The organism is Sphingopyxis panaciterrae (assembly GCF_011762125.1).
GTDB classification, from domain to species: domain Bacteria; phylum Pseudomonadota; class Alphaproteobacteria; order Sphingomonadales; family Sphingomonadaceae; genus Sphingopyxis; species Sphingopyxis panaciterrae.
The window spans coordinates 131,217-147,970 of record NZ_JAASQN010000004.1 but is presented as its reverse complement, the minus strand read 5'-3'; the positions used below and the strand labels follow the sequence as shown (position 1 = coordinate 147,970).

General features: G+C 65.7%; 21 protein-coding genes. 11 read left to right on the top strand and 10 right to left on the bottom strand.

The features are described from left to right. Nucleotide 1 precedes the first annotated feature (1 nt). Nucleotides 2-1,825, bottom strand: coding sequence for a cobaltochelatase subunit CobT (cobT, locus tag FHR22_RS14960; protein ID WP_166944242.1), 1,824 nt, complete (start codon nucleotides 1,823-1,825; stop codon nucleotides 2-4). Nucleotides 1,826-2,049: 224 nt separating this feature from the next. On the opposite strand from cobT, the gene FHR22_RS14955 reads away from it, so the two are divergent. Together FHR22_RS14955 and FHR22_RS22555 are read left to right on the top strand one after the other, a co-directional pair. After that, on the top strand, nucleotides 2,050-3,243 hold the full coding sequence (locus FHR22_RS14955) for an MFS transporter (RefSeq protein WP_208417728.1): 1,194 nt from the start codon (nucleotides 2,050-2,052) through the stop codon (nucleotides 3,241-3,243). Further along, nucleotides 3,240-3,374, top strand: coding sequence for a hypothetical protein (locus tag FHR22_RS22555; RefSeq protein ID WP_279588431.1), 135 nt, complete (start codon nucleotides 3,240-3,242; stop codon nucleotides 3,372-3,374). The genes FHR22_RS14955 and FHR22_RS22555 overlap by 4 nt, the downstream gene beginning before the upstream one ends. Before the next feature lie 9 nt (nucleotides 3,375-3,383). Here the strand turns inward: FHR22_RS22555 and FHR22_RS14950 are convergent, their stop codons facing one another. The 4 genes from FHR22_RS14950 to FHR22_RS14935 form a co-directional block, all read right to left on the bottom strand. Continuing rightward, nucleotides 3,384-4,580 carry an alpha/beta hydrolase gene (locus tag FHR22_RS14950; protein ID WP_341786633.1) on the bottom strand — a complete coding sequence of 399 codons (1,197 nt, stop codon included), beginning with the start codon at nucleotides 4,578-4,580 and terminating at the stop codon, nucleotides 3,384-3,386. Further along, nucleotides 4,577-5,566, bottom strand: coding sequence for a cobaltochelatase subunit CobS (gene cobS, locus FHR22_RS14945; protein ID WP_166944236.1), 990 nt, complete (start codon nucleotides 5,564-5,566; stop codon nucleotides 4,577-4,579). Before cobS ends, FHR22_RS14950 begins: the two co-directional genes overlap by 4 nt. Before the next feature lie 106 nt (nucleotides 5,567-5,672). Continuing rightward, nucleotides 5,673-6,110, bottom strand: a complete 438-nt coding sequence (locus tag FHR22_RS14940; protein WP_166944234.1) for an ester cyclase — start codon at nucleotides 6,108-6,110, stop codon at nucleotides 5,673-5,675. Nucleotides 6,111-6,120: 10 nt separating this feature from the next. Next, complete coding sequence (locus FHR22_RS14935) at nucleotides 6,121-6,612, bottom strand: J domain-containing protein (protein WP_243853752.1); 492 nt, start codon at nucleotides 6,610-6,612, stop codon at nucleotides 6,121-6,123. Between the two features lie 165 nt (nucleotides 6,613-6,777). Here FHR22_RS14935 and FHR22_RS14930 point away from each other — a divergent pair, with 165 nt between their 5' ends. From FHR22_RS14930 to FHR22_RS14905, 6 genes are all read left to right on the top strand, one after another. Beyond that, nucleotides 6,778-7,056 (top strand): BolA family protein, encoded by a 279-nt coding sequence (locus FHR22_RS14930; protein ID WP_243853751.1) that lies wholly within the window; start codon nucleotides 6,778-6,780, stop codon nucleotides 7,054-7,056. Between the two features lie 11 nt (nucleotides 7,057-7,067). Beyond that, on the top strand, nucleotides 7,068-7,427 hold the full coding sequence (locus tag FHR22_RS14925; RefSeq protein ID WP_166944230.1) for a DUF2200 domain-containing protein: 360 nt from the start codon (nucleotides 7,068-7,070) through the stop codon (nucleotides 7,425-7,427). Beyond that, entirely contained in the window at nucleotides 7,424-7,795 is a 372-nt protein-coding gene (locus FHR22_RS14920; RefSeq protein ID WP_166944228.1) for a cupin domain-containing protein, read from the top strand. Before FHR22_RS14925 ends, FHR22_RS14920 begins: the two co-directional genes overlap by 4 nt. 3 nt (nucleotides 7,796-7,798) lie before the next feature. Then, complete coding sequence (locus FHR22_RS14915; RefSeq protein ID WP_166944226.1) at nucleotides 7,799-8,680, top strand: pirin family protein; 882 nt, start codon at nucleotides 7,799-7,801, stop codon at nucleotides 8,678-8,680. Further along, the gene (locus tag FHR22_RS14910) at nucleotides 8,677-9,126 is read left to right on the top strand and encodes a hypothetical protein (RefSeq protein WP_166944224.1); all 450 of its coding nucleotides are present in this window, start codon (nucleotides 8,677-8,679) and stop codon (nucleotides 9,124-9,126) included. Before FHR22_RS14915 ends, FHR22_RS14910 begins: the two co-directional genes overlap by 4 nt. Nucleotides 9,127-9,225: 99 nt before the next feature. Then, the gene (locus FHR22_RS14905; protein WP_166944222.1) at nucleotides 9,226-10,149 is read left to right on the top strand and encodes an alpha/beta fold hydrolase; all 924 of its coding nucleotides are present in this window, start codon (nucleotides 9,226-9,228) and stop codon (nucleotides 10,147-10,149) included. Nucleotides 10,150-10,213: 64 nt separating this feature from the next. Here FHR22_RS14905 and FHR22_RS14900 read toward each other — a convergent pair whose 3' ends face one another. Then, on the bottom strand, nucleotides 10,214-10,987 hold the full coding sequence (locus FHR22_RS14900) for an SDR family oxidoreductase (protein ID WP_166944220.1): 774 nt from the start codon (nucleotides 10,985-10,987) through the stop codon (nucleotides 10,214-10,216). Between the two features lie 340 nt (nucleotides 10,988-11,327). Between FHR22_RS14900 and FHR22_RS22670 the strand changes: the two genes are divergently transcribed. Further along, a complete protein-coding gene (locus FHR22_RS22670) occupies nucleotides 11,328-12,086 on the top strand; it encodes a helix-turn-helix domain-containing protein (protein ID WP_166944218.1) in 759 nt (252 codons plus the stop codon). A 1-nt stretch (nucleotide 12,087) separates the two neighbouring features. Next, nucleotides 12,088-12,345, top strand: coding sequence for a hypothetical protein (locus tag FHR22_RS14890; protein ID WP_166944216.1), 258 nt, complete (start codon nucleotides 12,088-12,090; stop codon nucleotides 12,343-12,345). Between the two features lie 12 nt (nucleotides 12,346-12,357). Here the strand turns inward: FHR22_RS14890 and FHR22_RS22130 are convergent, their stop codons facing one another. Then, nucleotides 12,358-12,789 (bottom strand): hypothetical protein, encoded by a 432-nt coding sequence (locus FHR22_RS22130; protein ID WP_243853750.1) that lies wholly within the window; start codon nucleotides 12,787-12,789, stop codon nucleotides 12,358-12,360. A 25-nt stretch (nucleotides 12,790-12,814) separates the two neighbouring features. Here FHR22_RS22130 and FHR22_RS14880 point away from each other — a divergent pair, with 25 nt between their 5' ends. Beyond that, the gene (locus tag FHR22_RS14880) at nucleotides 12,815-13,954 is read left to right on the top strand and encodes a serine hydrolase domain-containing protein (RefSeq protein ID WP_243853749.1); all 1,140 of its coding nucleotides are present in this window, start codon (nucleotides 12,815-12,817) and stop codon (nucleotides 13,952-13,954) included. A 7-nt stretch (nucleotides 13,955-13,961) separates the two neighbouring features. Here FHR22_RS14880 and FHR22_RS14875 read toward each other — a convergent pair whose 3' ends face one another. The 3 genes from FHR22_RS14875 to pdxH all read right to left on the bottom strand — a co-directional run bounded on the left by FHR22_RS14875 (nucleotide 13,962) and on the right by pdxH (nucleotide 16,722). Continuing rightward, nucleotides 13,962-15,167, bottom strand: a complete 1,206-nt coding sequence (locus FHR22_RS14875; RefSeq protein WP_166944212.1) for a cation:proton antiporter — start codon at nucleotides 15,165-15,167, stop codon at nucleotides 13,962-13,964. Nucleotides 15,168-15,325: 158 nt separating this feature from the next. Then, nucleotides 15,326-16,147, bottom strand: coding sequence for a PhzF family phenazine biosynthesis protein (locus FHR22_RS14870; protein WP_166944210.1), 822 nt, complete (start codon nucleotides 16,145-16,147; stop codon nucleotides 15,326-15,328). Beyond that, complete coding sequence (pdxH, locus tag FHR22_RS14865) at nucleotides 16,144-16,722, bottom strand: pyridoxamine 5'-phosphate oxidase (RefSeq protein WP_166944208.1); 579 nt, start codon at nucleotides 16,720-16,722, stop codon at nucleotides 16,144-16,146. Before pdxH ends, FHR22_RS14870 begins: the two co-directional genes overlap by 4 nt. Nucleotides 16,723-16,754: the final 32 nt, after the last annotated feature.

The window sequence follows — 16,754 nt, the reverse complement described above, 5'->3', positions numbered from 1 at the left end:
TTCAGTCGATGTCGAACAGGCCGGCGAGCTGCTCGACCATCGTGCCGCCCAATTGCTCGGCGTCCATGATCGTCACCGCGCGGCTGTAGTAGCGCGTTACGTCATGCCCGATCCCGATCGCGCACAGCTCGACCGGCGAGCGGTTTTCGATCCATTCGATCACCTGGCGCAGATGCTGATCGAGATACGCGCCGTGGTTTACCGACAGCGTGCTGTCGTCGACCGGTGCGCCGTCGCTGATCACCATCAGGATGCGGCGTTCCTCGGGACGGTTGATGATCCGGTGATGCGCCCACATCAGCGCCTCGCCGTCGATATTTTCCTTGAGCAGCCCCTCGCGCATCATCAGGCCAAGCGATTTGCGGGCGCGGCGATAGGGTTCGTCGGCGGGCTTGTAGATGATGTGGCGCAGGTCGTTGAGGCGGCCGGGATGCGCGGGGCGGCCGGCGGCGAGCCAGTCCTCGCGGCTCTGTCCGCCCTTCCACGTCCGCGTCGTGAAACCGAGGATCTCGGTCTTCACGCCGCAGCGTTCGAGCGTGCGCGCGAGAATGTCGGCGCTGATCGCGGCGATGCTGATCGGCCGTCCGCGCATCGATCCGCTATTGTCGATCAGCAGCGTGACGACGGTGTCGCGAAAGTCGGTATCGCGCTCGATCTTGTAGCTGAGTGACTGGCCGGGCGAGACGATGACGCGCGCCAGCCGCGCGGCGTCGAGCTGGCCTTCCTCCTGGTCGAAATCCCATGCGCGGTTCTGCTGCGCCATCAACCGGCGCTGAAGGCGGTTCGCCAGCTTGGTCACCGCGCCCTGCAGATGCGCCATCTGCTGGTCGAGATAGGCGCGCAGCCGCGTCAGTTCGTCTGCATCGCAGAGCTCGGTCGCGAGGATGATCTCGTCATGCTTTTCGGTGAAGCGGATATAGTTGAAATCGGGGACATCGGTCGGCAGCCGGTTGGGGCGGACGGGCAGCATGCCCTCGTCGCCTTCGCCGCCCATTTCGGGTTCGCCGTCGGCCTCCATTTCCTGCGCATCGGGGTCGCTGTCGCCATCGTCGGCCTGGTCGCCCGCCATTTCGGCGCGCGCGTCGACCTGGCTTTCGCCAGCGCCGCCTTCCTCGCTTTCCTGCTCTTCGGGCGAATCCTCGGCTTCCGACTGATCTTCCTCGCCGCCGTCCTCGGCGCCTTCCTCCATCGGCTCGTCGCCGTGGATGAGGTCGAGATGGCGCAGCGCGAGCTTCGCTGTCTCGGCAAAGGCGGCCTGGTCGTCGAGCAGCATCGACAGCGCGGTCAGGTCGCCGCCCGCGTCCTTGGCGATCCATTCGCGGACCAGCGACAGCCCGGTTTCGGTGCCCTGCGGTGCGGGTTCGCCGGTCAGCTCCTCGCGCAGCATCAACTCGAGCGCGCTCGACACCGGCACATCATCGCGGCTTTGCGCACGGCTGATCGGATCCGAGCGCATTCGCATCGCCAGCGCCGCCGACAGATTACCGCGCATCCCGTCCATGTGGCGCGCCCCCAGCGCCTCGATCCGCGCGCGCTCCATCGCGTCGAACGCAGCGGCGGCGAGCGGCTCGGCGGGGCGCGCTGCGGCGTGCAATTTCTCGCTGTGGTGCTTCATGCGCAGCGCATAGCTGTCGGCAAAACCCCGCGCCTCGGCGACCTGATCGGCGGGCAAGGTGCGCGACGGTGTCGGCACCTTGATCGCCCGGCCGATCTGTGCCGGCGCGTCGGCGGTAAAGCCGACCTCGACCTCGGCATCGCGCGTCACCGCGCGCGCGACGCTCGACAGCGCGGCCTTGAAATCGTCGAGAGGGGATTGGGTAGACATTGATTCGGCTCTAACCAGCTTTGGCGCGGGAAGGAAGAGGTTCGGCCATCCCTATCGTCACCCCGGACTTGATCCGGGGTTCCGCTTGTTCACGTCGCCGAGCGGGGCCTCGGATCAAGTCCGGGGTGACGAAGAGGGAGTGAACGCCGCCATAGCTATGCTCGCTTGACGCAAACGGAAGGCGGGCGCATCGCGGCGTCATGAACTCCCCCGCCATCTCCCCAATGAAAAAGCCGTGGATCGTCATCGCCTGTGCGGCTTTTATCGTTACGCTCGCGATGGGGGTGCGCCAGTCATTCGGCCTGTTCCTGCCGCAGATGAGCGTCGATATCGGCATCAGCCGGTCGGACTTCGGGCTCGCGATGGCGCTGCAGAACCTGCTGTTCGGCCTCGTCCAGCCCTTTGTCGGCGCGCTCGCCGACAAGCATGGGGCAGGGCGCGTCGTGCTTGCGGGGGCGCTGCTCTATGCGCTTGGGCTGGTCGGGGCGGCGTTCGCGACCGACGCGATCGGGCTGCACATCAGCTTCGGCATTCTCATCGGCATGGCGCAGTCGGCGACGACATTCGTCGTCGTGCTCGGCGCGGTCGGGCGCGTCGTTAGCCCCGAAAAGCGCAGCGGCGCATTCGGCATCGTCACCGCGGGCGGCTCGCTCGGGCAATTTCTCGTCGTGCCGCTGGCATCGATGCTGCTCGGCGATATCGGCTATCACCACACATTATGGATCATGGCGGGACTGGTCGCGCTGTGCGGCCTGCTCGCGATCGGTGTCGCCGGGCGCACAGACGCAGCGGGCGTGCTTGCGGACGAAGAGCAGACCGCTCGCGACGCGCTCCGCGAGGCGGCGGCGCATCGCGGTTACTGGCTGCTCAACGCGGGCTTTTTCGTCTGCGGCTTCCACATCGCCTTCATCGCGACGCATCTTCCCGCCTATCTCGACGACAAGGGGCTGGGGATCGAAATCGGGGCACAGGTGCTCGCGCTCGTCGGCCTGTTCAACATCCTCGGCTCCTATGTGTTCGGCCGCGCGGGCGATTTGATGCGCCAGAAATATGTGCTGTCGATCCTCTACGTCGCGCGTTCGGCGGTGATCGCGCTCTTCCTTTTCCTGCCGCTCAGCCACGTCAGCGCCTTGGTCTTTGCCGGCGCGATGGGGTTCCTGTGGCTCGGCACCGTGCCGCTGACCAGCGGGATCGTCGGGCGCATCTTCGGCGTCCGCTATCTCTCGATGCTCTACGGCATCGTTTTCCTCAGCCATCAGGTCGGCAGCTTCTTTGGCGCGTGGATGGCGGGGCTGATCTTCGACGCGACCGGCAGTTATAATATCGCCTGGGGCTTTTCGATCGCGCTCGGGCTGTTCGCGGGGATCGTCCACCTGCCGATCGCCGACGCGCCGGTCAAACGGTTGCAACCGGCATGAAGCTTGCGCGGCAGGACTGGGTGGCGCTCGCGCTGTTCGTCCTGATCGCGGTCGGCGGGCTGTGGCTGTGGACCGGCGAGGGACCGGTCGTCTGGCTGACCAATTTCGCTATCATGTGCGGTTTCGGCTGACGCCCCCGCCTATTCGTCGACCTCGCCCCCGGCGGTGCGGTTGCAGATCAGATTGTCGTCGGGCTTCGGATTCGCCGGATCGGGAAGCAGCCTGAACACATGCGCCAGCGGGGTTGCCGCGCGCTCGGGCCGCGTCCGCTTGCCCGCGACGACATCGACGAAATCGCGGCACGCGGCTGCACTGCGCAGGAAATTGCTGTGCCCCGTCGATCCGCGCGACACGTCGGTGGTGTCGACCACGGTCATCCCGGCGATCGCGACCGGATAGCAGCGTTCGGGCAGCCCCTTGGCCTTCAGTTCGGCCGCTTCGAACGGGTCGAAGCAATAGGGCGAGCCGAGCCGTGGATAGCCGTGCAACGCGCGCGAGGCGGCGAGCGCCTTGTCGGCGCGCGAGACATAGACAGTGATCCGCCGGTCGCGCGCGACGCGCCGCGCCGCCAGCACCTCTTCCTCGATATCGCGCTCGAACGTCTCGCGGTCGATATCGGGGGAGGCGAGGATGACGTTTGCGATGTTGCTGCTGTCGGCGCTGCTCGACGTGCGATCGACATAGGCGATCGCGGGGATCACCAGCCGCGCGCCGAGCGAGTGCGAGACGATGACGATTTCCTTCACCCAGCTCTGTTCGGCGAGCGACTTCAGGAAGACGCGGAAATTGCGCACGTCGTGATACATGTTGGTTTCGTCGACCGCATAGCCGAGCAGCGAGTGCTGCGATGGCCAGCTATAGGCGATCACCGGTCCGTCGAACCCCGTCATCCGGGCGATCTGTGCGGTGTCCTTGGTCGTCGTCTCGAAATTCTCGCGATAACCGTGGACATAGAGGAGGACGCGGCCCTGCCGCCGGTCGGTTTCGGCGCGCAGCGCCGCCCACCAGTCGGGTGCCGCCTGAAAGGCGATCGGGGTCAGAAATTGTTTCTTCTTGCCCATCTCGACATCGCGCGGCGGGGCGAACCGCCCGTAGCGGACCTTGTCGCCGCGATATTGCAGCAACCGGATATCGGGCGTCCGGCAATCGGGCAGGCGGCTGGTCGCGAAAAACAGCGGCAGCGCCGCGCCGTCGACCGCGGCGCCCGCCTGCGCGGTGCAGCGCGGGTCGGCAACATAGTCGGCATGGCGAACCCTGCCATAATCGACCGGCGTGATGATGCAGCCGGCGAGGGGCAGGGCGGCAAACGCCACCGCGAGGTGGCGGAATGACTTCACTTGCCGATCACGCTCTCGGGCAGATCTTCGCCGAACACGCGCTGATAATATTCGGCGACGATCATCCGCTCGGCCTCGTCGCATTTGTTGAGGAAGGTCAGGCGGAAGGCGAAGCCGAGATGCCCAAAGATCGCGGCATTCTGGGCCCAGCTGATCACCGTGCGCGGGCTCATCACGGTCGAAATGTCGCCGTTGATGAAGCCCTGGCGGGTCAGATCGGCGACCTTGACCATATTGGCGACGGTCGTGTCGTCGGTGTCCGGGACCTTGGCAAGGATGATCGCGCTTTCGGTCGCGGCGGGCAGATAGTTCAGCGTGACGACGATGTTCCAGCGGTCCATCTGGCCCTGGTTGATCTGCTGCGTGCCATGATAGAGCCCGCTCGTGTCGCCGAGCCCGACGGTGTTCGCGGTCGAGAACAGCCGGAAATGCGGGTTCGGGCGGATGACGCGGTTCTGGTCGAGCAGGGTCAGCTTGCCCTCGGTCTCCAGCACGCGCTGGATCACGAACATCACGTCGGGACGGCCGGCGTCATATTCGTCGAAGACCAATGCCGTGGGCGTCTGCAAGGCCCAGGGGAGCAGGCCTTCGCGGAATTCGGTGACCTGCTGTCCGTCGCGCAGCACGATCGCGTCGCGGCCGACCAGGTCGATGCGGCTGATATGCGCGTCGAGGTTGACACGGATGCACGGCCATTTGAGGCGCGCCGCGACCTGTTCGATGTGCGTCGACTTGCCGGTGCCATGATAGCCCTGCACCATGACGCGGCGGTTGTATTTGAACCCCGCAAGGATCGCGAGCGTCGTGTCGCCGTCAAAGACATAGGCGGGATCGAGGTCGGGAACGCGTTCATCGGCCTCGCTGAACGCCGGGACCTTCATATCGATATCGACGCCGAACAGTTCGCGCGCGTCAACCTCGATATCGGGCGCCGACAAAAGCGTCGAGCCGTGGTGGTCGGGAAGGCTGTTCGGAATATCGGTCATGGCAATAGGTCCAGCAGGCAAACAGGGGAGAGTCGCCGCACCGCGGCGCCACGCCGTCGCGGTATCTTCATGGGTTGCGGCTTGCAACGCCTTTCGTGGCGATATTCTAGAAGAGCCCGAGCGCCTTCATCACCGCCGACTGGTCGTAATAGGGGCGTTCGCAGACGATCTTGTCGCTACCGGGCGCGAATTCGAAACTTGCCGCCATGCGGATACGGAACGCCTTGCCCGTCGGCTCGATCGTGCGCAGGCCAAGCTTGAGCGGGCCGAGATGGGTGCCGGTCAGCCAGAATTCGACGAGCACGGTGTCGGTCGCCTCGTCGGCGGCGATCGCGATCACCTCGTTCGCCTGATCGGGGAACGGCTCGCGCGATGAGGCGAAATAGGATCGCACTGCCGCCTCGCCGTCGAAAATCGTGCCGGGCCCCATCAATTCGTAGCGCGGATGATCGAAGGTCGCGAGGACGCCGTCCCAGTCGTGCGTGATCTCGAGCGCCATGTGCCGGCGCACCACGTCGATCCTTGCCTCGTTCAGGTCGGCCATCGTTCCTCTCCTATGCAAAGGCTCTTGTCTTGCGCAGCAACTGATACGCCTGGACTACCTCACCGAGCCGCGCTTCGAAACTGCGATCGCCGCCATTCCGGTCGGGATGATATTTGCGGACGAGTTCGCTGTAACGCCGCCGCAGCGCCGCGCGGTCGGCGTCGGCGGGCAGGGCGAGCAACTGCATTGCCGCATGTTCCTCGCGCGACAGGCCGGGGTTGACCGCCTCGCGCCGCGCTTCGTCCATCCGCTGGCGAAAGCGCGCGCCGAGCGCATCGATCGGATCCCTGAAATCGGCCCAGCGCGGCGGCAGGTCGGCGCTGCCCGCGGCGCGGAAGGTACGGCTCTCGGTCTCCCAGCCCGCGGTCGGGGATTGCGCTTCCATGATCTGGTCGGCGCTCATGCCTTCGAAGAAATTATAGCCCGCGTTGAATTCGCGGACATGGTCGAGGCACAGCCAACGATATTGCGGCGGGCCGTCGGGCGAGCGTGTCCACGCCATCGGCGCGCGGAATTCGCCCGGCTCGCGGCATCCGGGCGCCGCGCAGGGTTCCTCGCGCGGGACACGGCCATGGAATCGGGAAGGGCGCGCGGAAGAAGGCACAGCAAACTTTCGAGAGGCTTTGGAGGCCTTATAATTTGGCGATGATAGGCTTATGGTCAACCCATGAGCAGCAAAGGCCCCGCACAGCAAGAGATGGAAAGCCTGCTCAGCGCAGCCTTTCCCGACGCAAATTTTATCCTGAGCAACGATAGCGCCCAGCATCATGGCCACGCCGGCGATGATGGATCGGGCGAATCGCATTTCAGCCTGAAGATCGAATGGGCGGGCTTTGCCGGCATGAATCGCGTGGCGCGCCAGCGCGCGGTGAACAAGGCGCTCGGCGACCTGCCGGGACAGCGCGTCCACGCGCTCGCCATCAAGGCGACCGCCCCGGGCGAATAGGATGATCGGACATGGATGAGCACCGCGTCTATCAATATAGTTTTGCGAGCGTCTATCCGCACTATGTCGCCAAGGCAGAGCGCAAGGGCCGTACGAAGGCGGAGGTCGATGCGATCATCCGCTGGCTGACCGGATACAGTCAGCAGCAACTCGACGCACAGATCGCGGCGAAGGTCGACCTGCGGGCTTTCTTTGGCGATGCGCCCGCGATGAATGCGGCGCGCGACCGGATCACGGGCGTCATCTGCGGCATCCGGGTCGAGGAGATCGCCGAACCGCTGATGCGTGAAATCCGCTATCTCGACAAGCTGATCGACGAACTCGCCAAGGGGAAGGCGATGGAAAAAATCCTGCGGACGCCCGCGCCATGACGATCGACAAGGTTAACCTCGCCGCTGCGTTCGCGACCTTCCACGATCCCTGGAACCCGCGCGTTGCCGGCGACATCAATGATTTTCAGGTCAAGCTGGTGAAGCTCTCCGGCAAGTTCGACTGGCATCATCACGACCGCGAGGATGAATTGTTCCTCGTCGTCGCGGGGCGGATGAAGATGGGGCTGCGCGATGGCGATGTCATCGTCGGGCCCGGCGAGTTCATCATCGTGCCGCATGGAACCGAACATTGTCCCGAGGCGCTGGACGGGGAATGCCAGGTGCTGCTGCTCGAACCGCGCTCGACGCTGAACACCGGCAATGTCGAAACAGAAAAGACGCGCAAGGCGCTGGAAAGACTGGACTGAACTATGGACATCATCACCCCCTCGACCCACGATCTCGGCGCCTTCGAAGTGCGCCGCACGCTGCCGAACAAGGCACGTACGATGGTCGGGCCCTTCATCTTCGTCGATCAGTTCGGCCCGGCGCATTTCGACATCGGCAAGGGCATGGACGTCCGCCCGCATCCGCACATCAATCTCGCGACCGTCACCTATCTCTTCGAGGGCGCGATCGATCATCGCGACAGCCTCGGCACCCATGCGACGATCCGCCCCGGCGCGTGCAACCTGATGACCGCCGGCGCCGGCATCGTTCATTCGGAGCGGACCCCCGCGCCCGAACGCGCCGCCGGGTCGGCGATCTCGGGCATGCAGACCTGGCTCGCCTTGCCCGACGGCAAGGAAGAGATTGATGCAGCGTTCGAACATGTCGCAAAGGACGACCTGCCGCTGATCGAGGACAATGGCGTGTCGGCACGCGTCATCATGGGCAGCCTGTGGGGCGCGACGTCGCCGATCACCCAGCATGCCGCGACCATCTATGCCGATATATTGATGAACGCCGGCGCCACCATCCCGATCGAGGCCGAAGCCGATGAGCGTGCGGTGCTGGTCGCGCTGGGCGACGCCAGCCTCGATGGCGAGGCGCTCGACCGCTACAGCCTCTATATCCTGAAACCCGGTCAGGCGATGACGCTGCGCGCCGACAGCGAGGCGCGCGTGATACTGCTCGGTGGCGAGGCGTTCACGACGCCGCGCCACGTCTGGTGGAATTTCGTGAGTTCGTCGCGCGACCGCATCAATCAGGCGAAGCACGACTGGAAGGACGGCAAATTCGCGCTCGTCCCGGGCGACAGCGACGAGTATATCCCGATCCCCGAAGTGCCGAAGACGGTGAGCTATCCATGAGCCTGCTGCTGGCGCTGGCACTCGCCGCGGGTCCCGAGCCGGTGTTCGCGTGCAGCTTCGGCGCCAAGCAACTCACTGTCACCCAGCAGGGCGAAGCACTTGTCTATCGTTACGGCACGAAGGCAAAGGCCGAGCTGCGGATCGTCGCCGACGCCACGAGCGGACGCGTCTTCTACAACCGGCGGCTCTATCCGCGCGCCGAGGACCAGACGCTGCGCTTCGTCAATGGCGACACCAGTTATATCGTCTATGCGCATTGGTCGGCGCCCAGCATGGGAATGACCGACGAGGGCAGCACGCCCGAAAGCTATTACGGCGGCCTCCATGTGTATCGCGGCGGGACCGAATTGTCGTCGCGCCGTTGCCGCAGCGGCGGCGACATGCGCGAATGGCCGATCTTCAAGACGCTGCCCGAAGACGAGGAGAATCTGACGCCCGAAGAATAGGATTCGCTCCATCACTTCGCGAAGGCGCAGATCGATGGCTTGCCACCAACCCCAAACCCCGCCAGATTGGTTTTGAAACGAAACCAAAGGAGCGGAATAATGGTCGGCGATTTCGAACAGCAGCGGGTGAAATTGTCGACCGGGGTCGAACTTGACGTCGTCGACATGGGGCCGCGTGACGCGCCCGTGCTGATCTTTCTCCACGGCTTTCCCGAATCGCACCGCACCTGGCGGCACCAGTTGCCGCATTTCGCCGACCGCTTTCGCTGCATCGCACCCGACCAGCGCGGCTATCGCGGTTCGTCGAAGCCGCAGGATGCCGATGCCTATACGCCCGACAAGCTGATCGCCGACATCTTCGCGCTCGCCGATGCGCTGGGGGTCGGTGAATTCACCATCGTCGGCCACGACTGGGGCGGCGCGATCGCGTGGGGCGTCGCGCTCGGCGGCCAGCCGGGGGGGCTGCATCCGGCTTGGTCGGGACGCGTGACGCGCGCGGTGATCAACAATGCGCCGCATCCCGCGATCTTCCAGCGCCTGCTCGCGACCAACGCCGACCAGCGCGCCGCCAGCCAATATATCCGCATCTTCCGCGACCCCGCGAGCGATGCGCTGATCGAAGAGCATGGCATCGCGGGCATCCTCGCCCATGCGTTCAAGGATCGCGTGCCGAGCGGCGGCATCCAGCCGCCCGACGAGATCGCCCGGCTGCTCCAGGACTGGGAGGATCGCGACAGCTGTCGCGGCATGATCAACTGGTATCGCGGATCGCCGATGACCGTCCCGGCGATGGACGAACCCTATGCCGATCCGCCCGCCATGCCCTTTCCGAAGCTCACCATTCCGACGCTCGTCATCTGGGCGCTCGACGATGTTGCGCTGCCGCCGTGTAACCTCGACGGCATCGATGAACTGGTACCCGATGCGACGATCGTCGAGGTGGCCGGCTGCGGCCATTTCGTGCCGTGGGAAGCGCCCGATGCGGTCAATGCGGCGATGGACGAATTTCTCGCACGGCGCTGACGCGGCGATCGTCGATCAGGGTACAAATGTGGCGGGCGGCACAAACGCCGCCCGCCGGCCAGCCTCATTTCGTTGTATAGCCGCCGTTCACCAATATGGTCTGGCCGGTCATCCACCAGCCGTCGGTGACGAGGAAGCGAATCCACGGCACGATATCCTCGATGTCGGTCAGCCCGGTCTTCGAAAAGGGCGACAGTGACGCCGCGGTCTTGTGATAGGCGACCGCGTCTTCGCCTTCGGCAGGGTAAAAGAAGGGCGTGTCCATCGGCCCCGGTCCGATCGCGGTCACTGAAATGCCCCGTTCGCCGAATTCCTTCGACGCCGCGCGCGTATAATGTTCGACCGGCGCCTTCGTCCCCGCATAGCTCGCGTAAAAGGGCGTGAACGCGCCGAGCAGGGAAGTGACGAGCGTGCAGATCTTGCCATTGTCGCTGACATTCCTGCCGGCTTCCTTCAGGAAAAAGAAGGCCGTTTTCGAATTGACCGCGCTCATCGCGTCGAACTCGTCCTCGCTGATGTCGACCATCGGTTTTTTCAGCACCTTGCCGACGGTGTTGATCGCGATGTCGATGCCGCCCATCGCTGCCTTCGCATCGGCGAACAGCTTCTCCATCGCGCCCGCGCTGGTCAGGTCGGCTTGGGCAGCATATCCCTTCGCGCCCGCCGCCTCGATTGCCGCGACGGTTTCCTCGGCCGCGGCACGCGACGCTTCGCTATTATAATGAACGAAGACGGCGCGGGCGCCCTCGGCCGCGAAGTCGCGCGCGATCAGCCCGCCGAGATTCTTGCCGCCGCCGGCGATAAGGACGGTTTTCCCTGTGATTTTATGGTCAGCCATGATCATGATCATCCCGAATATTGGAAAGGAGGATCGTTTCCTAAGACCGGGGCAGGCCCCAAGCTTTCAGATTCTCACGCTCCGGCCAGCGGAGCGATGCGTGTGCGGAGTGGATCGCGGGCGATCATCCCTCCCGAAAAAGAGGCGGGCGGCGGGGTTGGCGCCGCCCGCCGGGAGGGGTCGGTTCGGGTGAACAGCGTTCACCTATTCACTGCCCCCGGTGCCCTAGTCCACGTCGGGAATTGGGGGCGCGAGTTAACCATAAAAGCCGCCTATATTGCAGGCTTTCAGATTCTCCCACACTTGCCATATTCGGGTCATGGAAGTGGGCGGACTCACGGTGGCCTCGATCATTAACCGGATCGACGGCCCCGCCAGCTGGACGATCGAACGCGACGTCCATGTGCTGATCCTGCACGAGGCGGGAAGCTATCACTGGCTCGAAACCTGGCTCGACGGACGGCGGACGTCGCTTGGCGACCCCGTGCCCGGCGAGATGTGGCTGGTGCCCGCAGGGCATTTCTATCGTGCCGAGGCAAAGGGCGGGGCGGTGCGCTATATCGAGGTCGCGATTCGGGCGGACCGGTTGCCCGTCCCGCCGCGCGCGCGGGCGCTCTCCGGATATCACAGCCCGCCGATGGCCGGGCTCGTCCGCGCCCTTGCCGCAGGCGAGGCGGCGGCGGCCGGGGAGCTGATCGCGATGCTCGCCGAAACGCTGGACGGCGCGATATCGCCCGCGGTGCCGCCGGCGATCGCCCGCCGCATCGACGCGCTGATGACCTTCATCCAGGCGCGGCTCGAAATTGCGCTGACCTCGCATGACATGGCGGCCGAGGCGGGGATGTCGGTCAACAGCCTGATCATCCATTTTGCCCGCGCGACGGGGCTCACCCCCGCCCAATATGTGCTCCGCCAGCGGATTCGCCGCGCCTGCTGGTTCCTGATGAACCGGCCGCTGACGGTGGCCGAGATCGCCTTCGCCACCGGCTTTTCCAGCCACGCCCATCTGTGCACCGCGTTTCGCGGCAAGCTCGGCATGTCGCCCGGCCAATGGCGCCGACGTTTTGCTTCCGCCATGGTCGAAGAAGGAGAGGGCTAGCATGTCGCATACCGTCATCATGTTGCTCGCGGGCATCGTCTTGCTGGCGATCCTGCGGCTCACGACCCGCGATTCAGCGCGCGCGACGCGTCTGTTCCTATGGCTCTGGCTGGTCGTTGCGGTCGGCAACCTGCTGATCGGCGTGCTTTACGCGGGCTATGGCTGGACCGAAGAGGCGCTGATCGGGCTGCTCGTCTTCGCCGTCCCCGCCGCAATCGCCATCGCGACGACGCGATTCGGCGCTCACCGGCAGGACTGATTTTCCGCGGGATCAGTCGGCAGGATTGAGCAGACAGCCGCTGGCACCTGCGTAGCGCGCGCTGCGCGATGCGAGCAGCGGGACGCTGCCGGTGATCGTCTTCGTCGCCGGGTCTTCGGCCAGCGACACCATCTCCATCCCCGGCTCGAAATCGCTCTGGCAGCTTTCGAGGCCGCGCCCCTGGACATAGCGGCACGAACAGCCGACGCGCGCGGCATAGGCCGAACCGAGCTCGGCCTGCGCCTTGAACGACGGGAATTTCCAGATCGCGAAGACCGCGATCAGCACCGCGAGGATCAGCACCCACGGCAGGCATCCGCCCCAGCGGCTCTGCCGCGGCTTGCCGCGCAGCCGTTTCGGCACCTCGGGCGGCGGAGCCGAAGGCGTCGGCGCGGGCTCGATCGGCTCGGGCGTTGCCGTGCCCTGCGGGTTGGTGTTAGTCACCGGTCTTATGATCACGAAAAAAGCCATGCTGGCAAGTGCCGCGCTCGTGATGCTGGGGGGCTGGTCGCTGACGCACGCGGCGGGGCAGGGCAGCATCGCGCCGGCATCGCCCGCGCCGCGGTTCGGCGCGTCGCTCGACGATGTCACTCCGCCGGGCGCGTCGCAGGCGCTCCCCGCGCTCGACCCCGCGATCAAGGCCAGGGCCGACGCATTGTTCGCCGACGCCGACGATGTCGGGCAGACGCGCGCGCTTTATGTGCTGCGCGATGGTGAGCCGATCTACGAACGTTATGCGCCGGGCTTTGGTCCCGACAGCAAGCTGATCAGTTGGTCGATGGCGAAAAGCATCACCGCGGTGCTTACCGGCTTCCTCGTGTCGGACGGGCAATTGTCGCTCGACGGACCCGCCCCTGTTGCGGGGTGGCAGCGCAGCGGCGATCCGCGTGGGGCGATCACGCTCCGCCACCTGCTCCATATGACGTCCGGGATCGAGCATGTCGAAACCGGCGATCCCGTCTGGGACGGCGACACGGTGTCGATGCTGTTCGGCGGCGGCGCGCAGGACATGGCGGCGTTCGCCGAAGCCAAACCCGCGGCGGCCCAGCCGGGCGAGGTGTTCAATTACAGTTCGGCGACCAGCGTCATCCTTGCCGATATATTGGCCGACACGCTGACCCCCTCGCAAAACCCCGAGGCGCGGCGCGAAGCGATGCAGGAATTCATCCGTGGGCGGCTCGCCGAACCGCTGGGCATGATCAGCCTGACGCCCGAATATGATGCGCGTGGTACGATGATCGGCGGGTCGATCATGCATGCGACCGCGCGCGATTACGCCAAGTTCGGCGAATTCCTGCGCAATCACGGTGTTGTGAACGGCCAGCGGCTGCTTCCCGAAACCTGGATGAATTTCATGCTGTCGCCGTCGGCGAACGATGCGGGCTATGGCGGGCATATCTGGCTTAACCGCCGGCGTCCGCCCGGATCAGACGCGGCGCTATGGCCCGATCGCGGTCCGAACGACCTGTTCGCCTGTATCGGCCATCAGGGGCAATATATCATCGTCTCGCCGTCGCAGCGGGTGACGATCGTGCGGCTCGGCATCACGGCGGACGACCAGTTTCCGGCCTTACGCCGCCATCTGGCGGATCTGACCGCGTCGCTGTGACACAGACCTAGCGTGCGGGGCTCCGCCGCGTCGTCCGGGCGCGCGAGATCAGCCGGAACAACGGCACCGTCAGCGTCGTCGATACCAGCGCCAGCGTCACCAGCACCGCAAAGACCGTCGGCGTGATCAGCCCCGCCTGCACCAGGATCGTCGCCGCGACGATTTCCATCAGTCCCTTGCATTGGAGCAACAGCCCAAGCCGGGTGCGCTCGGCGGCGGGCATATCCGCCGCAGGCGGCGCCAGATGCACCGCCGCCACCTTGGATAGGCCGGCGAGCAACAGCAGCGCCAGCGCCACGCCGATCGCCCCGGCGGTCACCACCGCGCCGTCGATGCTGAGCCCGCGATGCGCAAAGAATAACGGTGACAGGCCGAACAGCGCCAGCCTGCCGAGCGTCTCGGGACGCAGCCGTTCGGCGAGCGGCCTCGGCGCCAGCACCCCGGCGAAATAGGCACCGAGCAATTCGTGCAGGCCGAGCATGCTCGTCGCCCACGCGCCCGCCGCAAGATAGGCGATGCCGAGCGCGCCGTTGACCATGACATGATCGGGCAATCGGCCGACGAACCGCCCGCGAAGCCCGATCATCAACGCGAAGACCCCGATTGCCCCGGCCTGCCCCAAGCCGCCGGCAAACAGCGACCCGGCCTCACCCTTGTGCAGGAACAGCAAGGCGGCGAGGCCGATCCACAGGATCGCATCGTCGAGCGCCGCGATGCGCAGCGACAGGTTGCCGAGCGGACGGTCGGCGATCGGCAGTTCGCGGACGATCCCGACGAGCACCGGCAGCGCGCTGACCGCAAGGCAAAGGCCGATCGCACTCGCCGACAGGAGCGGTGAAACCCCCGCTGGCTGGACCAGCACCGCATCCATCGCGCCCGACAACATGGCGACGAAACCGACGGTAAAGGGCAGCGCGAGTCCGATCAGCGCCGTGCCGATCACTCGCCCGCCGGGGTGCGACCCCTGATCGGCGGTGACGCGCGTTTCGAGCCCCGCGCTGAACGCGAGTGCGAGCACGCCGCACCATCCGATCGTCTCGCCCCACGGCGACGGGCCCAGCACCGACTTGTCGAACCCGAAGCGATCGGCCGCAATGGCGAGGGCGAGTCCGGTGAGGATCGGCAACACCGCCATCGGCACCGCACCGCGAACGAGGCGCCAGCACAGCAGCGGCACCAGCAGGAAACAGACCAGATCGATCAGGAACCCCATAAGGCGAAGCTATCGCCTGTCACAGGGCCGCGCAACAGATTTGTGAACGTTCTCTTCGCCCTGTTTCGTTATCCCGGACTTGATCCGGGATCCACCGCGGCGCCGAAGTCATGGACGCCGGATCAAGTCCGGGATGACGAAAGAAATGGCGTTATGGCTTAAAGGAGAAAATCGCCGACCAATGTCGTGACGCAGGTCCCCGTCAACTCGACCCGCTCGCCATCGAGCCGGCAGCCGACATGGCCGCCGCGCGCGCTCGCCTGATAGGCGGCGAAATTGTCGCGGCCCAGGCGCGCTGACCAATAGGGGGGCAGCACGCTGTGCGCCGACCCGGTCACCGGATCCTCGTCGATCCCGGCCCCGGGGGCAAAGGTGCGGCTGACGACGTCGGCACCCGACGCATCACCGGCGCCCGGCGCCGTCGCGATATACAGGATATCTCCGCCGGCCTTCAGGGCGCGCAGATCGGGGTCGAGCGCGCGGACGCTCGCGGCGTCACGGTAGACGATCAGTGCGTAGCCGCCGTCATGCCACAAGGTCTCGACGACCTCGCCCCCCATCGCCTGCACGATGTCGGGCATTGCTTTCGGTGCCGGCGGATAGGCGGGGAGCGCCATCCTATAGCCTTCGTCTTCGCCATTTCGCGCGACGCGCAGCACCCCGGCCTTGCGCGTGCGAAAGCGCATGTCGCTCCGCCATGGGGCGGCCGACAGCAGCACATGCCCGCTGGCGAGCGTTGCATGGCCGCACAGCGCGACCTCGACCCCCGGGGTGAACCAGCGCAGCTCATAATCGGCCTCGCCGCTCTCGTCGGGAATCAGGAAGGCGGTTTCGGCCAGGTTATTCTCGGCCGCGATCGCCTGCAGCACCGCGTCGGGCAGCCATTCGTCGAGCGGCATCACCGCCGCGGGATTGCCGGTAAACGGACGGTCGGCGAAAGCGTCGACCTGCGTGATCGGTAATCGGCGTGATGCGCTCATGGGTACAGATATCCCTTCGACCAGCCGTCGCCCTCGCGGACGAACAATGTGCGTTCGTGCAGGCGGTGCGCGCGGTCCTGCCAAAACTCGATTGCATAGGGCGCCACGCGCCAGCCCGACCAGCGCGGCGGGCGGGGGACATCCTGCCCCGCGAACCGCGCCTCCATCTCGGCGAAACGTGCCTCGAACGTTTCGCGGCCGTCCAGCGGGCGCGACTGGTCGCTGGCCCAGGCGCCGAGCTGCGAATCGCGGCCGCGCGTCGCGAAATAGGCATCGGCGGTCGCATCGTCGACCGGCGCCACCGGACCTTCGATACGGATCTGACGGCGTAGCGACTTCCAGTGAAAGAGCAGCGCGACATGCGGGTTCGCCGCGAGTTCGCCGCCCTTGCGGCTGTCGAGGTTGGTGTAAAAGACGAACCCGTCGGGCCCATGGCCCTTCAGCAGCACCATGCGCAGCGACGGATGCCCGTCGGGGGTGGCGGTCGCGAGCGCCATCGCATTGGCGTCATTGGGTTCGCTCGTGCGGGCTTCGGCATACCAGCTGTCGAACAGGGGGAAAGGATCGGTGGTCATGGCGGCGGTCATAATGCCGGAAACTCCGACGG

What these genes read in the sequence shown, in the direction of transcription:
- cobT (WP_166944242.1), bottom strand. Translation starts at nt 1,825, where the DNA reads ATGTCTACCCAATCCCCTCTCGACGATTTCAAGGCCGCGCTGTCGAGC.
- FHR22_RS14955 (WP_208417728.1), top strand. Translation starts at nt 2,050, where the DNA reads ATGAAAAAGCCGTGGATCGTCATCGCCTGTGCGGCTTTTATCGTTACG.
- FHR22_RS22555 (WP_279588431.1), top strand. Translation starts at nt 3,240, where the DNA reads ATGAAGCTTGCGCGGCAGGACTGGGTGGCGCTCGCGCTGTTCGTCCTG.
- cobS (WP_166944236.1), bottom strand. Translation starts at nt 5,566, where the DNA reads ATGACCGATATTCCGAACAGCCTTCCCGACCACCACGGCTCGACGCTT.
- FHR22_RS14940 (WP_166944234.1), bottom strand. Translation starts at nt 6,110, where the DNA reads ATGGCCGACCTGAACGAGGCAAGGATCGACGTGGTGCGCCGGCACATG.
- FHR22_RS14935 (WP_243853752.1), bottom strand. Translation starts at nt 6,612, where the DNA reads ATGGCGTGGACACGCTCGCCCGACGGCCCGCCGCAATATCGTTGGCTG.
- FHR22_RS14930 (WP_243853751.1), top strand. Translation starts at nt 6,778, where the DNA reads ATGAGCAGCAAAGGCCCCGCACAGCAAGAGATGGAAAGCCTGCTCAGC.
- FHR22_RS14925 (WP_166944230.1), top strand. Translation starts at nt 7,068, where the DNA reads ATGGATGAGCACCGCGTCTATCAATATAGTTTTGCGAGCGTCTATCCG.
- FHR22_RS14920 (WP_166944228.1), top strand. Translation starts at nt 7,424, where the DNA reads ATGACGATCGACAAGGTTAACCTCGCCGCTGCGTTCGCGACCTTCCAC.
- FHR22_RS14915 (WP_166944226.1), top strand. Translation starts at nt 7,799, where the DNA reads ATGGACATCATCACCCCCTCGACCCACGATCTCGGCGCCTTCGAAGTG.
- FHR22_RS14910 (WP_166944224.1), top strand. Translation starts at nt 8,677, where the DNA reads ATGAGCCTGCTGCTGGCGCTGGCACTCGCCGCGGGTCCCGAGCCGGTG.
- FHR22_RS14905 (WP_166944222.1), top strand. Translation starts at nt 9,226, where the DNA reads ATGGTCGGCGATTTCGAACAGCAGCGGGTGAAATTGTCGACCGGGGTC.
- FHR22_RS14900 (WP_166944220.1), bottom strand. Translation starts at nt 10,987, where the DNA reads ATGGCTGACCATAAAATCACAGGGAAAACCGTCCTTATCGCCGGCGGC.
- FHR22_RS14890 (WP_166944216.1), top strand. Translation starts at nt 12,088, where the DNA reads ATGTCGCATACCGTCATCATGTTGCTCGCGGGCATCGTCTTGCTGGCG.
- FHR22_RS14880 (WP_243853749.1), top strand. Translation starts at nt 12,815, where the DNA reads ATGCTGGCAAGTGCCGCGCTCGTGATGCTGGGGGGCTGGTCGCTGACG.
- FHR22_RS14875 (WP_166944212.1), bottom strand. Translation starts at nt 15,167, where the DNA reads ATGGGGTTCCTGATCGATCTGGTCTGTTTCCTGCTGGTGCCGCTGCTG.
- FHR22_RS14870 (WP_166944210.1), bottom strand. Translation starts at nt 16,147, where the DNA reads ATGAGCGCATCACGCCGATTACCGATCACGCAGGTCGACGCTTTCGCC.
- pdxH (WP_166944208.1), bottom strand. Translation starts at nt 16,722, where the DNA reads ATGACCACCGATCCTTTCCCCCTGTTCGACAGCTGGTATGCCGAAGCC.